This window comes from Stenotrophomonas sp. S49 (assembly GCF_016624905.1).
Taxonomy (GTDB): Bacteria; Pseudomonadota; Gammaproteobacteria; order Xanthomonadales; family Xanthomonadaceae; genus Stenotrophomonas.
The window spans coordinates 1-17,955 of the sequence record NZ_JACVUD010000003.1 but is presented as its reverse complement, the minus strand read 5'-3'; the positions used below and the strand labels follow the sequence as shown (position 1 = coordinate 17,955).

At 67.8% G+C, this 17,955-nt stretch carries 17 protein-coding genes and 1 tRNA gene; 11 read left to right on the top strand and 7 right to left on the bottom strand.

The genetic code is table 11. The features are described from left to right. Positions 1-19: 19 nt before the first annotated feature. Entirely contained in the window at positions 20-772 is a 753-nt protein-coding gene (locus IAE58_RS01140) for a M90 family metallopeptidase (RefSeq protein WP_233614580.1), read from the bottom strand. 8 nt (positions 773-780) lie between these two features. Continuing rightward, positions 781-1,056, bottom strand: coding sequence for a hypothetical protein (locus tag IAE58_RS01135; RefSeq protein ID WP_199932552.1), 276 nt, complete (start codon positions 1,054-1,056; stop codon positions 781-783). Positions 1,057-1,187: 131 nt separating this feature from the next. On the opposite strand from IAE58_RS01135, the gene birA reads away from it, so the two are divergent. From birA to IAE58_RS01115, 4 genes are all read left to right on the top strand, one after another. Next, complete coding sequence (gene birA / locus IAE58_RS01130) at positions 1,188-2,153, top strand: bifunctional biotin--[acetyl-CoA-carboxylase] ligase/biotin operon repressor BirA (RefSeq protein WP_199932553.1); 966 nt, start codon at positions 1,188-1,190, stop codon at positions 2,151-2,153. After that, positions 2,150-2,881, top strand: coding sequence for a type III pantothenate kinase (locus IAE58_RS01125; RefSeq protein ID WP_199932554.1), 732 nt, complete (start codon positions 2,150-2,152; stop codon positions 2,879-2,881). The genes birA and IAE58_RS01125 overlap by 4 nt, the downstream gene beginning before the upstream one ends. Before the next feature lie 9 nt (positions 2,882-2,890). Next, positions 2,891-3,739, top strand: a complete 849-nt coding sequence (locus IAE58_RS01120) for an SPOR domain-containing protein (protein WP_199932555.1) — start codon at positions 2,891-2,893, stop codon at positions 3,737-3,739. Between the two features lie 52 nt (positions 3,740-3,791). Then, positions 3,792-3,867: transfer RNA gene (locus IAE58_RS01115), tRNA-Thr, on the top strand. An 8-nt stretch (positions 3,868-3,875) separates the two neighbouring features. Here the strand turns inward: IAE58_RS01115 and IAE58_RS01110 are convergent. Continuing rightward, a complete protein-coding gene (locus tag IAE58_RS01110) occupies positions 3,876-4,880 on the bottom strand; it encodes a PHB depolymerase family esterase (RefSeq protein ID WP_199932556.1) in 1,005 nt (334 codons plus the stop codon). Positions 4,881-5,048: 168 nt separating this feature from the next. Here IAE58_RS01110 and IAE58_RS01105 point away from each other — a divergent pair, with 168 nt between their 5' ends. Genes IAE58_RS01105 through IAE58_RS01090 form a run of 4 tightly spaced genes read left to right on the top strand, consistent with a single transcriptional unit; the run spans position 5,049 to position 11,994 of the window. Beyond that, positions 5,049-7,247 carry a TonB-dependent receptor gene (locus IAE58_RS01105; protein ID WP_233614582.1) on the top strand — a complete coding sequence of 733 codons (2,199 nt, stop codon included), beginning with the start codon at positions 5,049-5,051 and terminating at the stop codon, positions 7,245-7,247. An 11-nt stretch (positions 7,248-7,258) separates the two neighbouring features. Further along, positions 7,259-8,137 (top strand): alpha/beta hydrolase, encoded by an 879-nt coding sequence (locus IAE58_RS01100; RefSeq protein WP_199932557.1) that lies wholly within the window; start codon positions 7,259-7,261, stop codon positions 8,135-8,137. Next, positions 8,134-8,616, top strand: coding sequence for a MaoC/PaaZ C-terminal domain-containing protein (locus tag IAE58_RS01095; RefSeq protein ID WP_199932558.1), 483 nt, complete (start codon positions 8,134-8,136; stop codon positions 8,614-8,616). Before IAE58_RS01100 ends, IAE58_RS01095 begins: the two co-directional genes overlap by 4 nt. Before the next feature lie 45 nt (positions 8,617-8,661). Next, positions 8,662-11,994 carry a PAS-domain containing protein gene (locus IAE58_RS01090; protein ID WP_199932559.1) on the top strand — a complete coding sequence of 1,111 codons (3,333 nt, stop codon included), beginning with the start codon at positions 8,662-8,664 and terminating at the stop codon, positions 11,992-11,994. Between the two features lie 4 nt (positions 11,995-11,998). On the opposite strand, the gene IAE58_RS01085 is transcribed toward IAE58_RS01090, so the two are convergent. Beyond that, positions 11,999-12,673, bottom strand: a complete 675-nt coding sequence (locus tag IAE58_RS01085; RefSeq protein ID WP_199932560.1) for a response regulator transcription factor — start codon at positions 12,671-12,673, stop codon at positions 11,999-12,001. A 128-nt stretch (positions 12,674-12,801) separates the two neighbouring features. Here IAE58_RS01085 and IAE58_RS01080 point away from each other — a divergent pair, with 128 nt between their 5' ends. After that, positions 12,802-14,445, top strand: a complete 1,644-nt coding sequence (locus tag IAE58_RS01080; RefSeq protein WP_199932561.1) for a fatty acid--CoA ligase — start codon at positions 12,802-12,804, stop codon at positions 14,443-14,445. Between the two features lie 6 nt (positions 14,446-14,451). Here the strand turns inward: IAE58_RS01080 and IAE58_RS01075 are convergent, their stop codons facing one another. Further along, positions 14,452-14,856 (bottom strand): hypothetical protein, encoded by a 405-nt coding sequence (locus tag IAE58_RS01075; protein ID WP_199932562.1) that lies wholly within the window; start codon positions 14,854-14,856, stop codon positions 14,452-14,454. Positions 14,857-15,092: 236 nt separating this feature from the next. On the opposite strand from IAE58_RS01075, the gene IAE58_RS01070 reads away from it, so the two are divergent. After that, on the top strand, positions 15,093-15,302 hold the full coding sequence (locus IAE58_RS01070) for a hypothetical protein (RefSeq protein WP_199932563.1): 210 nt from the start codon (positions 15,093-15,095) through the stop codon (positions 15,300-15,302). Between the two features lie 111 nt (positions 15,303-15,413). On the opposite strand, the gene IAE58_RS01065 is transcribed toward IAE58_RS01070, so the two are convergent. Then, on the bottom strand, positions 15,414-15,587 hold the full coding sequence (locus tag IAE58_RS01065) for a hypothetical protein (protein WP_199932564.1): 174 nt from the start codon (positions 15,585-15,587) through the stop codon (positions 15,414-15,416). Positions 15,588-15,711: 124 nt separating this feature from the next. Continuing rightward, positions 15,712-16,662 carry a hypothetical protein gene (locus tag IAE58_RS01060; protein ID WP_199932565.1) on the bottom strand — a complete coding sequence of 317 codons (951 nt, stop codon included), beginning with the start codon at positions 16,660-16,662 and terminating at the stop codon, positions 15,712-15,714. 338 nt (positions 16,663-17,000) lie between these two features. Here IAE58_RS01060 and IAE58_RS01055 point away from each other — a divergent pair, with 338 nt between their 5' ends. After that, positions 17,001-17,759 (top strand): DUF3011 domain-containing protein, encoded by a 759-nt coding sequence (locus IAE58_RS01055; RefSeq protein ID WP_199932566.1) that lies wholly within the window; start codon positions 17,001-17,003, stop codon positions 17,757-17,759. Positions 17,760-17,955: the final 196 nt, after the last annotated feature.

The window sequence follows — 17,955 nt, the reverse complement described above, 5'->3', positions numbered from 1 at the left end:
TGCCCGGCGAACACATGAATCACCCGACCATCGCCGGCGGCGCACCATACAACCGCCGCAGATGCGCGGCGACCTCGGGCAGTGCCTCGGCCAACAGATCCGGCGCGGAAAAATGGTACTCACTGGCCACCGCGAAGAACTCTTCCGGGGCCTCGGCCGCATACGGGTCGATCAACGTTTCCGCACCCGCATCCACCTGCGCGCAGAAGGCATCGTAGGCCTGCTGGAACGTGGCTGCCCAATCGCGCTGCCAGTCGCGCGGCAACGGCGGGGTGCCATCCATCGCCCCGTCCAGCGCATCCAGCTTGTGCACCATCTCGTGCACGGCTACGCAGAAGCCGTCGTGCGGCGCGGCCAGGTCGGCCTGCACATCGGCCCACGACAGGATCAGCGGACCGCTGTCCCAGGCTTCGCCAATCAGCTCGTCATCCCATTCGTGCAGCACGCCGGCCGCATCCATGTGGCTGCGGTGCACGCGGAACGCATCGGGGTAGATGATCAGCTGCGACCAGCCCTGCAGCCCCACCTCGCCAAATTCCAGCAGCGGCAGGCAGCACAGCGCCGCCAGCAGCACGCCGTCGGCCACCTGCAGCTGCAGCCCGCCCACCGGGGTCAGGGTCTTTTCGTGCAGGAAACGCGTGGCCAGTACGCGCAGGCGCGCGCGCCGCGCATCATCCAGGCCGCGCAGCCATGCCGCGCGCTGGCAGGCATCATCCCAATGGGCATCTTCGATCGGCCGCGGCGTCGGCCGCAGCCGCAGCCACTGCAACAACGACCTGATCAGCGGAACATGCCCGGCAGGTAGCTGTGCCACTTCGGTGCGCGGATGCGCGGCAGCACATCGTCATCGCCGCCGCCACCGGTGGTGGTGCTGGCCGCAGGGCGTACCGGCGCCGACTTGGCCGCCGCGCTGGTGGGGGCGGCGCTGGGCGCGCGCTGCGAAGCGGCATCCCCTGCCGAATACACACAGGCACCCCGGCTGTCATCGAGCGCTGCCGTTGCAGACGCCGCGAAGGGCATCGTCAGCAGGATCAGGCAATGGGCATAACGGCGCATTGACGACATCCACGTTAAGGGGAGGTGAGTTCCCGATCATAGCCCGAACCCGGCCCCGCCGTGGAAGCCCCCCGGCGGGCGCCTGCCCGGCCTTTCCCGCATAATTCCTGCCTGACCTGACGGAAACTGCCGTGGACGATCGCCAACTGCTGGCCAAACTCGCTGCCGGTCGCCTGTCCGGCGATGCCCTGGCCCGTGAGCTGGGCCAGACCCGGGCCGCCATTTGGAAGCGGATTCAAGGACTTAGGGCCGCTGGTGTGGATATCCAGGGGCGCGCGGGCGAGGGCTACGGCCTGACCCGGGCGCTGGAGCTGCTCGACCCCCAGGCCATCCGCAGCCGCCTGCCCGCCGATGCCCAGGCCCTGCTGCACGACCTGCAGGTGGCCTGGTCGGTGGATTCCACCAACGCCGAATTGCTGCGCTGCAGCGCGCCAGTGCGCGGGGTCAGCGTGCTGCTGGCCGAGCGCCAGACCGGTGGCCGCGGCCGTCGTGGCCGCAGCTGGGCTTCGCCGCTGGCCGCGCATGTCTACCTGTCGGTGCTGCGCCTGTTCGAAGGCGGCCTGGGCCGTCTGGCCGGGTTGAGCCTGGTGGCCGGCGTGGCCGTGGCCGAAGCGCTGCACGATATGGGCTTCACCCAGGCGCAGCTGAAGTGGCCCAACGATGTGCTGGTGGACGGCCGCAAGCTGGTCGGCCTGCTGGCCGAAGGCGGTGGCGAGTACGCCGGCCCGGCGCGCGCGGTCATCGGCATCGGCATCAACGTGCATATGCCGCCTGCCTTCGGTGAGGAGATCACCCAGCCGTGGGTGGACCTGGATGCGCTGGCCGGCACCGTGGTGGACCGCAACCAGGTGGTGGCCGCCGTGCTGGCGCGCCTGCTGCCGGCGCTGGAAACCTTCGACCGCGATGGTCTGGCGCCGTTCCTGCCGCGCTATGCCGCGCTGGACATGCTGGCCGGCCAGGAAGTGCGTGTGGAACTGGATGGCCAATGGCAGTACGGCACCGCGCTGGGCCTGGCCGACGATGGCGCCCTGCGCGTGCGCATCGATGGCCGCGAGCGCCTGCTGCACGCCGGCGAAGTCAGCGTGAGGGCGGCATGAGCGATTGGTTGTTCGATCTGGGCAATTCGCGTTTCAAGTTCGCGCCGCTGCAGGGCAACCGTGCCGGCGATGTGCAGGCCTGGGCGCACGGCGCCGAAGGCATGGCCGCGCAACCCGAGCACAGCCTGCCCAGCGGGCGCGTCGCCTTCGTTGCCAGCGTGGCCGCACCGTCGCTCACCGCTGCGATGCTTGACCAGCTGCAGCGCCGCTTCGATGAAGTGCGCGTGGTGCGCACCAGCGCCGAATGCGCGGGCGTGCGCATTGCCTATGCGAAGCCGGAAAAGTTCGGCGTGGACCGCTTCCTGGCTCTGCTGGCAGCGGCCTGCGCGCAGCGTCCGGTGCTGGTGGTCGGCGTAGGCACCGCGCTTACTCTGGACCTGCTGGATGGCAACGGCCAGCACCACGGTGGGCGCATTTCCGCATCACCCACCACCATGCGCGAAGCCCTGCATGCGCGGGCCGTGCAGTTGCCGGCCACGGGCGGCGACTACAGCGAATTCGCCAACGACACCGCCGATGCGCTGGCGTCGGGCTGCGATGGCGCAGCGGTTGCGCTTATCGAACGCAGTGCGCAGCAGGCACAGGCGCTGCTGGGCACGCCGCCGGCGCTGCTCGTGCATGGCGGCGGCGCACCGGCACTGATGCCGTTGCTGCCGGGCGCCGATTACCACCCGTCGCTGGTGCTCGATGGCCTGGCCCGCTGGGCGGTGCACCCGGCAGCAGGCTAGTATCGGCGCATGCTGACCCGTGCCCTGATTGTCGTACTGGCCATCCTCAACCTGGGGGTCGCCAGCTGGTGGCTGCTGCGAACCGAACCCACGCGCGCACCTGCGCCAACGCCGCCCAGCGGCGTGGCCGAACTGCGCTGGCTGCCCGGCGGCACCGACGCGGTGGCCGTGGCACAGACTGCCGCCGCGCCGACCGAAGCGCTGGTAGCGCGCGAAGCCGCGCCGGGCGCCGCGCTGGCGCCTGCCGACGCACCGGTTGTTGCGCCCACCGCCACGCCGCAGCCGCAGCCCACCGCCGCCGCGCCGCTGGCCGCCGTGGCCAAGCCCGCCGCACCGACCCCGCCGGTCGCCGCCCCCCCCGCGCCGGAAAAGCCTGCGCCTGAAACGCCGGCCGCGCCGCCACGCTGCATCGCGCTGGGGCCGTTTGCCGACCGCGCCGCCGCCGTGGCCGCGCAGGGCCGCGCCGGTTCCTTGCTGGCGCCGGCCCGCCTGCGCGAACAGCCGGCCGCCAGCGGCAGTGCCCGTTACCGGGTGCTGCTGCCTGCCGCAGCCAGCCGCGATGACGCACAGGCCACGGTCAAGCGCATCGTTGCCGCCGGGCTGAGCGACTACTACATCATCGGCCAGGGCGAAGAGGCCAATGCCATTGCCTTGGGCCAGTACCGCAACCGCGAAGGCGCCGAACGGCGCATGGCTGCCGTGCAGGCCGCCGGCTTCCAGCCGCGCCTGGTGGCCAGTGGCGAAGCCGGGCAGTGGTGGCTGGAAGGGCAGTTGGCCGCCGGCAGCGAACCGGCGCAGGCGCAGCAGCGCAGCGGTGCCGCACAGCAGCGGTCGCTGGAATGCACGCGACTGCGCTAGAATCGGGTCCCGGCCGCGCCAGGCGCCGCCGGCGCAGCACCCAGCACCCCATGCCGCTTTAGCTCAGTTGGTAGAGCAACTGTCTTGTAAACAGTAGGTCATCCGTTCGATTCGGATAAGCGGCACCACTGTCCCCTCAACGCTGCTGATCCCTCAGGAACAACCAGGTGATCAGCGTTGCATCCGGTCCCTGCGGATCGGTGAACGGCAGCCCCGACGTGCTGCCGCTCCACGCATGCCCCATGCCCTGCACCACGTAGTGCTGCATCAGCGTGCGGCCACCGTACTGGTAGCTGTAGACCGTATAGGCATGCCCGCCCGGCACCTGCCCATTGAAGACGCTGGTTGGCGCGGTGCCCACCGAATCGTTGTCCAGGCCGTCGTCGGCCAGATCGTTGGTCTGCAGGAACTGGCGTACCGCCTGCTGGCCGTTCACCGGGTTCACCGTGGTATCGGCGCTGCCATGGAATACCAGCACCGGCAGTGGCCGTGGCGAGGGCGATCCCGAACACTGCCAGGCCAGCCGCCCGTTGCTGTCAGGTGAGTAGATGCTGCCGGCCAGCAGCGCATAGGCGCTGCCCGATACCGTGGTCGCGCCCTTGTACATGCCACCGGCATGCACCGCACCGGCGGCGAACACATCGGAATAGCAGGCCAGCATGATCGAGGTCATCGCTCCGCCGGCGGAAATACCGGTCACATACACCCGGCGCGGGTCGACGCTGTAAGCGGATTTCACCGCGCCCACAATGCCGGCCAGGATCGACGCCTCGCCGCTGCCGCGCGCCTGGTTCACTGGCAACTGCCAGTTCCAGCAGCGCCCGCCATTGGCGGTGACGTTCTGCCGCGGGTACACCACGATGAAACCCTCGCTGTCGGCCACTTCGTTGAAGCCCGATGCCTCGCCCATCAGGTTGGGCCCGGTCACGCAGCCGTGCAGCACCAGCAGCACGGGCAGCGGCTGGCTGGCCTGGTAGCCGGCAGGCACCCACACCTGGTACTCGCGGCTGCCGAACAGGTTGCCGTACACACCGGCATCCCAACGGCCCTCGGCGCCCGCCGCTGCAGCGCTTGCGCCCATGGCCAGGCACAGGCACAACGCCCGCCCTGCCGCTCTGATCGAATCGATGACAGCGTTCATGCCAGCTCCTGGTGCGTGCGCGATGGCCGCCGGTGACGGCGCGCCCAGTATCCCGATCCGGCCCGGGCTGCCGACTGGACCTAGGTCCACTCGCCGGGCCCCGGCCGCACGGCTAGCCTTGGCACGATGGGCGGCGTGGGCCACCCGCGTGGCACTGGGGAGGAGCGAATGAAACGGAATTGTTTGAGCCTGATGATCGGCGCGCTGGTGGTGTCCGGACCGGTACTGGCCCAGCAGGCGGCAGCGCCTGCGCCCAGCGCGGGCAAGGCGGCCACCGCCACCAACCTGGACAGCATCATGGTCACCGCGCGCAAGCGCGAAGAGACCCTGCAGGAAGTGCCGGTGGCCGTCACCGCGTTCACCTCCGAAGCGCTGGACAAGATGAACGTGCAGGACATCAGCGATCTGGACGCGCAGGTGCCCAACCTGACCATCTACGCGGCGCGCGGCGCCAGCAGCACGGTCACCGCCTACATCCGCGGCGTCGGCCAGTCCGATCCCACCTGGGGCGCCGATCCGGGCGTGGGCATCTACCTGGACGATGTCTACATCGCGCGCCCGCAGGGTGCGCTGCTGGACGTGTTCGACGTCTCGCGCATCGAAGTGCTGCGCGGCCCGCAGGGCACGCTGTACGGCAAGAACACCATTGGCGGCGCGATCAAATACATCTCGCGCGGCCTGCCCACCCAGACCGAAGGTTTCGCACAGATCACCGTGGGCAACTACAGCCAGCTGGACGCCAAGGCGGCCATCGGCGGCCCGATCGGCGGCGCCGACAGCGGCCTGCGCGCGCGCGTGGCGGTGGCCAGCATGAACCAGGATGGCTTCGGCGAAAACACCTTCAACGGCCAGCCGGTCAGCGACAAGCAGATCAACGCGGCGCGCTTCAACCTGGGTGCCTACGCCGGCGATGATTTCGATGTGCAGTTCGCGCTGGACTGGATTGATGACAAATCCGGCATGCGCGGTTCGAAGATGCTGGCGCCCAATCCGTTCCTGCCGGCCTTCCAGCCGATGGACAGCCGCTACGACATCCGCTCGGGCATGCGCAACCTCAACAACGTGGAAAGCAAGGGTGCATCAGCCACGGTGAACTGGCGGCCCAGCGAGGACGTTGCGCTGAAGTACGTGGTGGCCAAGCGCGAATCGGACAGCGATGGCAACGTCGATTTCGATACCACGCCGGTGAAGCTGGCCGACGTGAGCGGTACCTACCACGACGACCAGATCAGCAACGAACTGCAGTTGAACTACGATGCCGGCGGCCGCGTGCGCGGCGTGGTCGGCCTGTACCAGTTTAGCGGCGAGGCCGGTGGCCAGATCCAGAACAACTATTTCAGCGCGCAGTTCGCCGACAACCAGGGCAAGGTACTGACCGACAGCATCGCCCTGTATGCCGACTGGACTTTCGACCTGACCAACAAGCTGAAGCTTGACCTGGGCGCGCGCTACACCGACGAGGACAAGCGCGCGATCGTGCTCAACCGCCTGTATGCCGACCCTGGCTTCAGCCGGCCGGTGGCGGTCACCGCCGACTTCGACAAGAAGACCAACTTCAGCAACGTCTCGCCCAAGGTCTCGCTGGATTACCAGATCACCCCGGACGTGATGGTCTATGGCTTGGCCACGCGCGGTTTCAAATCCGGCGGCTACAACATCCGCGCCAATGCGGTGGCGGTGCCGCGCTCGGCCGAGCCGTTCGACGATGAAAGCGTGGACAGCTTCGAGATCGGCAGCAAGATGGGTTTCTTCGACCAGCGCCTGTTCCTGAACCTGTCGGCGTTCCACAACAAGTACAAGGACATCCAGCTGTCGGTGTTCACCGGCATCGATACCAATGGCGATGGCGTGGCCGATGGCTTCTTCGGTGACTTCACCAACGCCGGCAAGGGCACGGTGAACGGCCTGGAAATCGAGTACCAGTACCTGCCCACCCAGCACTGGCTGATTTCCGGCAACCTGGCTTGGCTGGACACCCAGTACGACGAATACATGGACCGCGGCGTCAACGTGGCCGACCAGATGAAGTTCACCAACGCTCCGGATTTCTCCGGCGCGGTGATCGTGGAATACCGCACCGATCTGGCCAACGGCGGCAATCTGTCCGCACGGGTGACCTACAGCTACCAGAGCGAGGTGTGGCCGACCACCGACCTGAGCCCAGTGATCCGCCAGGACGGCTACGGGCTGGTCAATGCCGGTGTCATCTGGCGGCTGGATGATGCCTGGACGTTCTCGCTGCAGGGCACCAACCTGACCGACAAGGAATACCGCACCACCGGCTACAACATTCCGGCGGTCGGTACGCTCATTGGCTTCTACGGCCCGCCGCGGCAGTACAGTCTGAGCGTCCGTTACGATTTCTAGGAGTGAACTGCATGACGCCGTCTTACCAGGATCTGTACTGGAACAGTGACGATGGCCTGCGCCTGCACGCGCGCGAGCATGCACCGGCAACCGGGGCCGCGCCACGCGGCACCGTGGTCTGCATTCCAGGCCTGACCCGCAACGCGGCCGACTTCGATGCGCTGGCCGCCTCGTTGTCGGCGGCCGGCTGGCGCGTGCTGGCGGTGGACCTGCGCGGGCGCGCCGGTTCGCAGCGCGCCGCCGACCCGGCCAGCTACAACGCGCGCACCTACGCCGACGACATGGTGGCGCTGCTGCGCACGCAGGGCATCGACAAGGCGGTGTTCATCGGCACCTCGCTGGGCGTGCTGGTCACCCTTACCGTGGCCTCGCGCGCACCGCAGCGCGTGGCAGCAGCCGTACTGAACGATGCCGGCCCGAAGGTGCCGCGCGAAGCGCTGGCGCGGATCGGCAAGTACGCCGGCAAGCCGCTGCCTGCGATGGACCTGGCCCAGGCCACCGCGTACGTGGAATCGATCGGCAAGGCCGCGTTCCCGCGCTACGGCAGCGACGATTGGCGGGCGATGGCGCAGCGCACCTTCCGCGTGCGTGACGACGGCCTGCTGGAACTGGACTACGACCCGGCGGTGATCCGTACCACCCGGCCGTGGCTGCTGTGGTTGCTGCGCCCGGTGCTGTGGCGGGCGGTACGTGGGCTGACGTCGCGCGTGCCGGTGCTGGTGGTGCGTGGCGCGCTGTCGGACATCCTGCCGGCCGATGTGGCGCGGCAGATGGTGGCCACCTCCGACCAGGCCCGCCTGGTGGAAGTGCCGGCGGTCGGCCACGCACCGATGTTGAACGAGCCCGAGGCGCGCGATGCGATCCTGGCCCTGCTGGAGCGTGTGCGGTGACCACCGCGCATGCCGAGGCCTTGCCGGTGGCCCTGCAGGATCTGTGGCGCTGGGCGGCCAGTGAACGCCTGGGCCCACGCAGGCAAATCGACCAGGCCCGCATTGATGTCTTCGCCGATGCCACCGGCGACCACAACTGGATCCACGTCGATCCGCAGCGTGCCCGCAGCGACCTGCCGGGTGGGCAGACCATCGCCCATGGCTTCCTGCTGCTGGCGTTGACCGTGGAAGACGATGTGGCCGCGCTGGCCGGCTTTGCCGGCATCGCCCACGTGCTGAACTACGGCTTGAACAAGGTGCGCTTCCTGGCCCCGGTGCCCAGCGCCAGCGAGGTGCAGGTGCGCTCGCGGCTGGTCAGCCTGGAACCGCGGCAGCCCGGGCAGTGGCTGCTGACCCAGCACAAGACCGTGGAAGTGGCGCCGGGCGGGCAGGTGGCCGTGGTGGCCGAACAGCTGTCGCTGGTGGTGGTTGCCGCCTAGCGCGGGTCGCTGCACGACGGCACGGGTTCTCTCTACACTGGAGCGATGTTGACGCCCTCGATCGTCCTGTTGGCCTGCATCGCGTGGACCGTGCTGCTGTTCGGCGTTGCGCTGTGGGGCGAACGCAAGGGGCACCGCCTGGCGCGGGCATGGCCGGTCATCTACGCCCTGTCACTGGCGGTGCACTGCACCGCGTGGACCTATTACGGCGCGGCATCGCAGGGTGTGCAGTGGGGCTTCCCGGTGCCGCCCACGCTGATCGGCATGGCCCTGATCTTTGCTTTCGGCCTGCCGTTCCTGCTGCGGCTGGGGCGGTTGGCCAAGCAGCACAACAGTGCCACCCTGGCCGACCTAGTGGTGGCGCGCCTGCGCAGTGACCAGGGGCTGGCCATCACCATCACCGTGGTGGCGCTGTTCGGCATCATTCCCTACATCGCGCTGCAGCTCAAAGCGGTCAGCCAGGGCCTGGGTGCCTTGCTGGGCGATCACTTCGCCGCCAATGGCTGGCGGCTGGACATGTCGTTCTGGTTCGCCCTGACCATGGCCGCGTTCACCCTGCTGTTCGGCGCGCGCAAGGCCTCGGCCACCGAACACAACCGCGGCATCGTGGTGGCGCTGGGGCTGGAATCGGTGCTGAAGCTGGCGGCGCTGCTGGCGATCGGCCTGTATGCCGCGCTGTCGGTGCAGCAGTCCGGCACGCCGCTGCTGCAGAAGATGGCCACCCTGCCGCCGCCGGCGGTCATCCCCGATTTCCTGACCATGGTGCTGCTGGGCGCGCTGGCTGCGTTCACCCTGCCGCACCAGTTCCACGTGGGCGTGGTCGAGCTGCGCCAGTCGTCCGATCTGAAGACGGCGCGCTGGCTGTTCCCGCTGTATCTGCTGCTGATCGGCCTGCCGTCGGTGCCGATGGCGCTGTACGGCGCGGCGCAGTTGCCGCCGTCGGTATCGCCAGACCTGTACGTGCTGGGCCTGCCACTGGCCGGTGGCCACCATCTGTTGGCCCTGGTGGCCTACCTGGGCAGCCTGAGCGCGGCCACCGGCATGATGATCCTGTCCGGCCTGACCCTGTCGATCATGCTGGGCAACCACGGTGTGGGGTCGCGCCTGCTGGGCGGCATGCAGGGCGGCGACGCCGGTGCCGACCTGCGCCCGCGCGTGCTGGCCCTGCGCCGCGCCGGCATCGTCGCGGTGTTCCTGGTGTCCTGGCTGTACAGCCGCGCGATGAGCGATACCGAAGCGCTCAGCGATTTCGGCCTGATGTCCTTCACCGCACTCTCGCAGCTGGCACCGGCGGTCCTGCTGGCGGTGTACCGCCCGCGCACGCCGGCGCAGGCCATCATGGCCGGCATCGTGGTGGGTTCGCTGGTGTGGCTGTGGCTGGTGCTGCTGCCGATGGTGGTGCCGGCGCCGCAGCCGGGCGCCGGCGACGGTCTGCACTGGCTGGCCCTGTTGTCGGTGCGGCTGCAACCGGGGCACATCGCCATCAGCATGTGCGCCAGCCTGGCCGCGAACCTGGTGGCGATCGTGCTGGTGGCGCGGGCGGTCCGCCCGTCGCTGCCTCGCCAGCGCAATGCGGTGGCTGCGGCCACCATGCGCCGCACCGCAGGGCGCTTCCTGGGCCAGGAACGCGCACGGCAGCTGATGGAAGGGCATGCCGGGCAGATGCTGGAAGGCGAGCGTGTGACCGCCATCGAACGCGAACTGACCGCCGTGGTCGGGGCCGGCATGGCGCGCCTGCTGGTGGAGGCCGCGCGCGATGGCGGCGCGGCGCCGCTGGATGCGGTCACCCGCGCAGTAGGCGAGGCGACCCAGGCGCTGCGCTTCAACCAGCGCCTGCTGGAAGCCGCGCTGGAAAACATGAGCCAGGGCATCAGCGTGGTCGATGCGCAGCTGCAGCTGGTGGCCTGGAACAGTCGCTATGCCGCGCTGTTCCGCTTCCCGCCGGAACTGCTGCAGGTGGGCCGGCCGGTGGTGGACCTGACTGCGTGGGCGCTGGACCAGCTGCAGATCGGCCAGCGTGCCGGCGACAGCCCCGACCACGCGTTGCAGCGCCGCGTGGCCCACATGCGGCGCGGCACCCCGCATCTGTCCGAGCGCATCTTCCCGGACAACACCATTGTCGAAATCCGCGGCAACCCGATGCCCGGCGGTGGTTACGTGGCCACCTTCACCGACGTCACCGCCTTCCGCCGTGCCGAGGATGCGCTCAAGCGCAGCAATGAAACGCTGGAACGGCGGGTGCAGGACCGCACCGCGCGGCTGGAACAGGCGGTGCACGAGGCCGAACGGGCCAACGTGGCCAAAACCCGCTTCCTGACCGCAGTGGGCCATGACCTGATTCAACCATTGCACGCGGCGCAGCTGCTGGCCGACGCCATGTCCCAGCACATCGATTCGGAATTCCTCGGCAGCTTCCTGCGACAGATCCGCGGGGCGCTCGATTCCACCGACGATCTGCTGTCGGGCCTGTTGGACATCTCGCGCTTGGAAGCCGGTGGGCTGGTACCCGACCCGCGCCCGTTCGCGCTGGGCACCGTGCTGGACCCGCTTGCGCAGGAATTCGCCGTGCTGGCCGCCGCGCGTGGCCTGCAGTTCCGTTACGTGCGCACGGCGGCCTGGGTCCACAGCGATCCGCTGCTGCTGCGACGGGTGCTGCAGAACTTCCTGGCCAATGCGATCCGCTACACCCGCCAGGGCGGGGTGTTGCTGGGCGTGCGCCGTCGCGGCCGGGCGCTGCTGATCGGGGTGCATGACAGCGGCCCCGGCATCGCCCCGGAACAGCAGTCCATCGTGTTCGAGGAATTCCACCGCGGCGACCGCAGCCACGGCCAGGGCCTGGGCCTGGGGCTGACCATCGCCCACCGTATTGCCCACCTGCTGCATGCACCGTTGCAGTTGCACAGCGTGCTCGACCACGGTTCGGCGTTCTCCATCAGCGTGGCGCGCGCCACACCGCCGGTGGTCCAGCGCCCGCAGGCCGCGAGCGGCGGCAGCAGTGCCATCAAGGGCACCCGTGTGCTGGTGGTCGACAACGATCCGGACGCCCTGCACGCCATGCAGCAGATGCTGCTGGCCTGGGGCTGCGATGTGGTGGCCGTTGCCGATGCGGGCGCCGTGGGCAAAGCCGCGGCCGATGCCGCGCTGTGGCTGTTCGACTACCACCTGGACGCGGGCGATACCGGGGTGGCGTTGTGGCAGCGGCTGGTGGCCGCGCATGGTCTGCGGCCGACCGTGGTGCTCAGTGCCGACACCGGCAGCGAGGTGCGCGAGGCCGTGCGTGCGGTAGGGCTGTCACTGCTCAACAAACCCTTCAAGCCGCTGGCCCTGCGCTGGGCGATCAACCACCTGCTGGCCACGCCCACCACCGTGGCGGATTGAGGCCTCAGGCGTCCTGGGTGTCTTCAATCTGTCGTGCGGGATCGGTCAGGCCCATTTCGTGCAGCACGCGGATTGCCTGCGCGCGGTTGCGCACCCCAAGCCGTTCCATGATGCGGGTCATGTGCGCTTTCACCGTGCGCAGCTGCACCCCCAGGCGGTCGGCAATCTGCTTGTTCAACAAGCCCTCGGCCACCAGGCTCAGCACCTTGTACTGGTGTGCCGACAGGCTGGACAGGCGTGCGGCCAGGTCGGCGTCCTTGTTGAACGGTGTGACCCGCGCCACCGCTTCGCGCAGCAACGCCGGAATCCAGCGTTCGCCTTCCAGCACGGTCCGCAGCGCGTGCTGCAGGTCGTTCAAGCCGGAACTCTTGGGCAGGTAGCCGGCCGCGCCCAGGTCGATCGCGCGGCGGATCACGTGCGGTTCTTCGTTGGCCGACACGATGATGATCGCCAGCCCCGGCTGCAACGCGCGGATGGTGGCCAGCCCGGCCAGGCCGTGGTTGCCCGGCATGTGCAGGTCCAGCAGCATCAGGTCGATCGGCTGGCTTTCCAGCGCTTCCAGCACGGTTTCCAGTGAATCCGCTTCGCTGATCTGCAGGTCGGCCACGGCGTCCTCGGCCGCGCGGTGCAGGGCGGCGCGGAACAAGGGGTGGTCGTCGGCGATCAGCAGGCTGGGCATGTTCTGGCGAGGTTAGCAAAACCGCTACGGCCGGGCACAGGTACCTAGGTACGCTGGCGTGGCCTGCGTGGATCGCTAGTGTGGCCGATGAACCCGGCCGCCCTGATGCGGCCCACAAGGAGCGCACCATGCCAACGGAACACGCCGCCGCGCCGGCCTACCCGCTGCTGATCAAGCAGCTGCTGCATACGCCGCTGGCGACACGGCCGCAGCAGGAAATCGTCTACGGCGACCGCGTGCGCTTCGACTACCGCACCCTGCAGGCGCGCATCGGCCAACTGGCCGGCCTGCTGGCGTCGCTGGGAGTGAAGCACGGCGATACCGTGGCGGTGATGGACTGGGACAGCAACCGTTACCTGGAAAGCTACTTCGCCGTGCCGATGCTGGGCGCGGTGCTGATGATGGTGAACATCCGCCTGGCACCGGAACAGATTGCCTACACGCTGAACCACAGCGGCGCTCGGGTGATCCTGGCCAACCGCGATTTCCTGCCGGTGCTGGACGCGCTGCACGAGCAGCTGCCCGACCTGCAGACCCGCATCCTGCTGGACGATGAGGACGGTCCGCTGCCGCCTGGCTTCACCTGCGAATACGAGGCCGGCCTGCGCGCGGCCACACCGGTCACCTGCTTCCCCGATTTCGACGAGAACACGCGCGCCACCGTGTTCTACACCACCGGCACCACCGGCCTGCCCAAGGGGGTGTGCTTCAGCCACCGGCAACTGGTGCTGCATTCGCTGGCGGCCATGGCCGCGCTGGGCAGTGCCGCCAGCCAGGGCCGCCTGCATCGCGACGATGTCTACATGCCGATCACGCCCATGTTCCATGTACACGCCTGGGGCGTGCCCTATGTGGCCACGTTGATGGGCATCAAGCAGGTCTACCCGGGGCGCTACCTGCCAGCACGGCTGCTGCAGCTGATCGCCCGCGAACAGGTGACGTTCTCGCATTGCGTGCCCACCATCCTGCACATGCTGCTGGAGCACCCCGATGCGGCACAGGTCGATCTGCGCGGCTGGAAGGTGATCATCGGCGGTGCGGCGCTGCCGCGTGCGCTGGCCCAGCAGGCGCTGGCACGCGGCATCGATGTCTTCGGCGGCTATGGCATGTCTGAAACCTGCCCGCTGCTGACCCTGGCGCAGATCGACCCCGACGCAGTGGCCGACGCGGAACAGGAACTGTCACTGCGCACCAAGGCCGGCATTCCGGTGCCGCTGGTCGAACTGCGCATCGTCGATGGGCAGATGCAGGACGTCGCCCACGACGGCAGTGCCACCGGCGAAGTGGTGGTGCGCGCGCCCTGGCTGACCCCGGGCTACCTGCATAACCCCGAGGCATCGGCGGCGCTGTGGGGAGGCGGCTACCTGCATACCGGCGATATCGGCAACATCGACAGCGGCGGTTACCTGCGGGTGACCGACCGCATCAAGGATGTGATCAAGACCGGCGGCGAGTGGATCTCGTCGCTGGCACTGGAAGACATCATTGCGCTGCACCCGGCGGTGAGCGAAGTGGCGGTCATCGGCATTGCCGATGACAAATGGGGCGAACGGCCGCTGCCGCTGGTGGTGCGGCAGGCCGGCAGCGAAGTGAGCGAAGCGGAGATCATCGAACTGGTGGCGGCGCGCAGCCGCACCGGCGATATCTCCCGCTACGCCATTCCGCAGCGGGTGCGCTTCGTCGATGCGCTGGAACGCACCAGCGTGGGCAAGATCAACAAGAAGAAGCTACGCAGCCTGCACGATCCGCAGGGGGTCGCACCACCGGCGTGATCCGGCTCAGGCGGCCTGCAGCTGCTGCCCCACGTATTCGGCCAGTCCGCGGCAGGCCAGCAGCAGGCCTTTGCGCGTGGCGTCGCCGATATCGTCCTTGGCGGCCCCATCCACGCGCACGCGTTCGGCGGCGTGCAGCAGTTCCAGCAGCGTGCCCAGGCCGGCATTGGCGCGGTCGGCGCGGGCCAGCGCCTGGCCCTGCGCCGGCGAGCAGACCGGTCGCCGCCACGGTTGGCCATCGGCCGCTTCACCGGCGCGCAGGCGCTGCAGGCAGGCGGGCAGGGTGAGCGGATCGGGCACTTCGTTGGCGGCGGCAAAGGCGGCCTCCAGCGGGCGTGCCAGTTCCGGCGGCAGCTGCGCGGCAGCATCGCCCAGGGTGGCGGTCAGGAACGGGTGCGGCGGTCGGGTCATGCGGGCATCCTCGAAGCGGGGCAGACCGCCACCGGCTGCGGGTGGCGGGCGATGCGTGGCTTCCAAGACCGAGTCGATGAACCGGCGGGCACAGGGCCCCCACGCAGCGCCCGCCGTAAAGCCGCGGACGGATTGCCAGTCGGCGTCGTGCAAGAGGCGACGACGCCGACTGGCAAGCGTAAACATCATCGAGCATCGGGCTTGGAAGTCCCGGCCACCGAATGAGGTGGCGATTCATGATTGGCACGCGGGAAGAGGCTGCGCCAATTGATTCTCGCGATGCATTCGCACTTTTTGATCAGAAAGTTGAATTGCCGTTTTTGGCTCAAAGCGCTGATTTCAAGGCAAAAACGACAGAATGCGCGCTGCTGAGGAATGCGTTGAATGGCGTGCAGTTTCAAGCGCCTGATGCGCATCGCACACGGGGGCGTGTAAAGAACACTTAACCCTGCGGGCGTTCCTTCATCCCACCACATGCAGGCCCGCGCGTCCAATGATGGACGCGCGGGCACCCATGATCGATGGCCCGACTTCTTCTCCGGTCTCAGAAGCCAGGGTCACTTGGCTACGATGGCTGCCACGCCGCCCACCGCGCAGGCCATCCAGGACAGCGTGAGCAGCCGCGTCGCATAGGACTGGTTGGTGAAAGGCGGTGCTCTGCGAAGCCGTGACCTGTAGCAGAGAATGGCGGCGATGAACGCCAGCGACAGCAGCAGGTAGGAAGCGGCCACCCAGCCTTCCAATCGCGCGGGGCTGCGAAGGCCTGCCATCATCCAAACCCCGCTGGACCACGCGAAAATAAGTAGCGTGGCTAGAAGTACCCGATTTCCGTGCATGGTCTGTCGTCCGCATTTCTCACGGATTCAACGAGATGATCTGGCACCGCACGCCTGTTGGCGTGTAGGTACAGCCGATCCGGTAGCCCCGATGAATCGGCGGCGAGTTTGGCCCATCCCAGCCCACGCCCAAACGATCAAGGTGTCTGACCATCTCTTCGCCCGACCCGTAACCTGCCGGGGAGTTCGGGAACTCGTAGTTCTGTGTGGCTTGGTCCTGGTTTGCAACGTCTTTCTGCGAGTCAGGAATGATGTTGCCCACCGCATCCCGTGCAGAGCCTGGAATGTAGCTGTAGTCCCGCACGTTCCAGTTGTAGTTCACCAGGATGTACGACCCGTCGGGAAATGGGACACGATTGATGATCGATATAGGCGTGGGCAGAAGAGTGGATTGAATGGCCTGCGAGAACGCAGATATGGATGCTCGCGTAGATTCGAGGGTGTACCAGAATGGACCGAGATTCGAGTAGCTGAATGTTTTCTGGATCGCCTCCTGACGGAGTTGTGGGGTAGTCACCGCATCCATGGCATTCATCGGAACTGTTGGACCGTCATTGGCCGGGTAGGCTGCGGGCTCGGCCAGTGTCGAGTTGCCTGCCCGCCCGAGCTGAACCGGGATGTCGATCACTGGCAGCGTGTGGGTTACTACTGGAGAGCCACCATTGACGTCGTACAACTGCAGGCCGGCGTTGAACATCGCGTGTTCCTCGGCTGTCAACATGACTTCCTTGACGACGGGCAGGCCCGCTGCAGAGAGTGGTCCGCCGCCCTCGCCTTTGACGTTCATGTGGTACAGGCGGCGATTCCTGAAATCCCAGAAGTAGTAGTCACCCTCGCCGCGCTCCCGTGAGAGCGTCTGGCGCTTTCCAAGGTTGCAGTCGTCGCAGTGAAAGGCCTCAGTAGCCTGCGCTGAAAACCCACAGGCTGTCATCGCGCCTGCAAGCAGTAGATGCAATAGCGGATTCTTCATGATGCTTCGTCCTTCTCTGGAGAAATGATGGCATCTCGGGACACCTTTCACGTGCGCCGTAGCTGCCGTGAGCGGGACGATCACGCGGCGATGCAAGGCCTGTAAGAGGGAAAGTCGACATGCACGAGAATTGAGTCGCACAACGCCGCTTCTCCTCTAAAAGAATCAGCTTTCCCCTACACCGCAGCGATGGCGAACGGTGGCCCCGCCAGCAGGCGAGACACGTCAGCGCCGGCGGGTGACGCCGCAGGCTGCAACCCTAGCACTCACACCCGCACCGACACCTGCACCGCATACTCCGGCCATCTGCCCGTTACGGGCCCGTTCGGGAACCGACCATGCGCCTGAAGACGCTGTCTGTTGTTGCCGCTGTGCTGGGTGTTGCGCTCACGACGCCGGCGCCGGCCGCCGTGCCTTTCCTCAATGCCCGCTGCCCCGGTGGCATCGACGTGCACGCCGACGCGGGCGGGACGGTCTATGTGCAGGGGCGGCAGACCACCCTGAAGCATGTGAATGACCGCTACGCCGAAGCGCGCGATGCGCAGAGCGGGCTGACGGTGTCCATCAGCACCGGCGACGATGGCACGCCGCAGGTCAGCTACACCGGCCGCAATGGGGCCAACGGCATCTGCCAGGTCAGCGACAGCGCGGCAGCGGCGCCGCCGTCGCCCGCGCACCGGCACGACAACGACGGTGATGCCGCGTTGCCCAACAAGGTCACCTGCGAATCCACCGACCAGCGCCAGGTGTCGTGCGACATGAACACCCGTGGCGCCGTGGAAGTGACCCGTCAGCTCAGCCGCACCCGCTGCGAGCAGGGCGTGAACTGGGGCCTGTCGCGGCATTCGGTCTGGGTAAGTGGCGGCTGCCGGGCGGTGTTCCGCAACACATCCAGCGCACCCCGCGCCGCACCCGCCGGTGATACCGCGCTGGGATCGTGCAATGCGCGCAAGGGCGACCAGGGCACGCTGGTCACCCAGGTGCCGGTGGGCAGCGATTACCAGGAACTGATCATCGATTATGCCGATGGCCGCTTCCTGTGCATGCTGCGCAACAACGGCCAGGTGCAGAGCCTGACGCCGGTGCGCCGCCGCTGACCCCCGCTGCTGCACCGCCGCGTGTCGATCGGCCAGAATCTAAACTAGGCCTTCGCACTTCTGCCCGAGCTGTTTGACACGGAAACGTGAATCCCCACTTCACGTCGCGCCCATCGTGATCTTGCCGCAGTTGCCGAAGCAACCGCCAATAATATCGACGCCGCCCCCCGTGGATGCCCCACCACCGCCGCCACCG

Bases quoted from the DNA above. Each gene is read 5' to 3' on its own strand.
- IAE58_RS01135 (WP_199932552.1), bottom strand. From the start codon at position 1,056: ATGCGCCGTTATGCCCATTGCCTGATCCTGCTGACGATGCCCTTCGCG.
- IAE58_RS01125 (WP_199932554.1), top strand. From the start codon at position 2,150: ATGAGCGATTGGTTGTTCGATCTGGGCAATTCGCGTTTCAAGTTCGCG.
- IAE58_RS01120 (WP_199932555.1), top strand. From the start codon at position 2,891: ATGCTGACCCGTGCCCTGATTGTCGTACTGGCCATCCTCAACCTGGGG.
- IAE58_RS01110 (WP_199932556.1), bottom strand. From the start codon at position 4,880: ATGAACGCTGTCATCGATTCGATCAGAGCGGCAGGGCGGGCGTTGTGC.
- IAE58_RS01105 (WP_233614582.1), top strand. From the start codon at position 5,049: ATGAAACGGAATTGTTTGAGCCTGATGATCGGCGCGCTGGTGGTGTCC.
- IAE58_RS01100 (WP_199932557.1), top strand. From the start codon at position 7,259: ATGACGCCGTCTTACCAGGATCTGTACTGGAACAGTGACGATGGCCTG.
- IAE58_RS01090 (WP_199932559.1), top strand. From the start codon at position 8,662: ATGTTGACGCCCTCGATCGTCCTGTTGGCCTGCATCGCGTGGACCGTG.
- IAE58_RS01085 (WP_199932560.1), bottom strand. From the start codon at position 12,673: ATGCCCAGCCTGCTGATCGCCGACGACCACCCCTTGTTCCGCGCCGCC.
- IAE58_RS01080 (WP_199932561.1), top strand. From the start codon at position 12,802: ATGCCAACGGAACACGCCGCCGCGCCGGCCTACCCGCTGCTGATCAAG.
- IAE58_RS01075 (WP_199932562.1), bottom strand. From the start codon at position 14,856: ATGACCCGACCGCCGCACCCGTTCCTGACCGCCACCCTGGGCGATGCT.
- IAE58_RS01070 (WP_199932563.1), top strand. From the start codon at position 15,093: ATGATTGGCACGCGGGAAGAGGCTGCGCCAATTGATTCTCGCGATGCA.
- IAE58_RS01060 (WP_199932565.1), bottom strand. From the start codon at position 16,662: ATGAAGAATCCGCTATTGCATCTACTGCTTGCAGGCGCGATGACAGCC.
- IAE58_RS01055 (WP_199932566.1), top strand. From the start codon at position 17,001: ATGCGCCTGAAGACGCTGTCTGTTGTTGCCGCTGTGCTGGGTGTTGCG.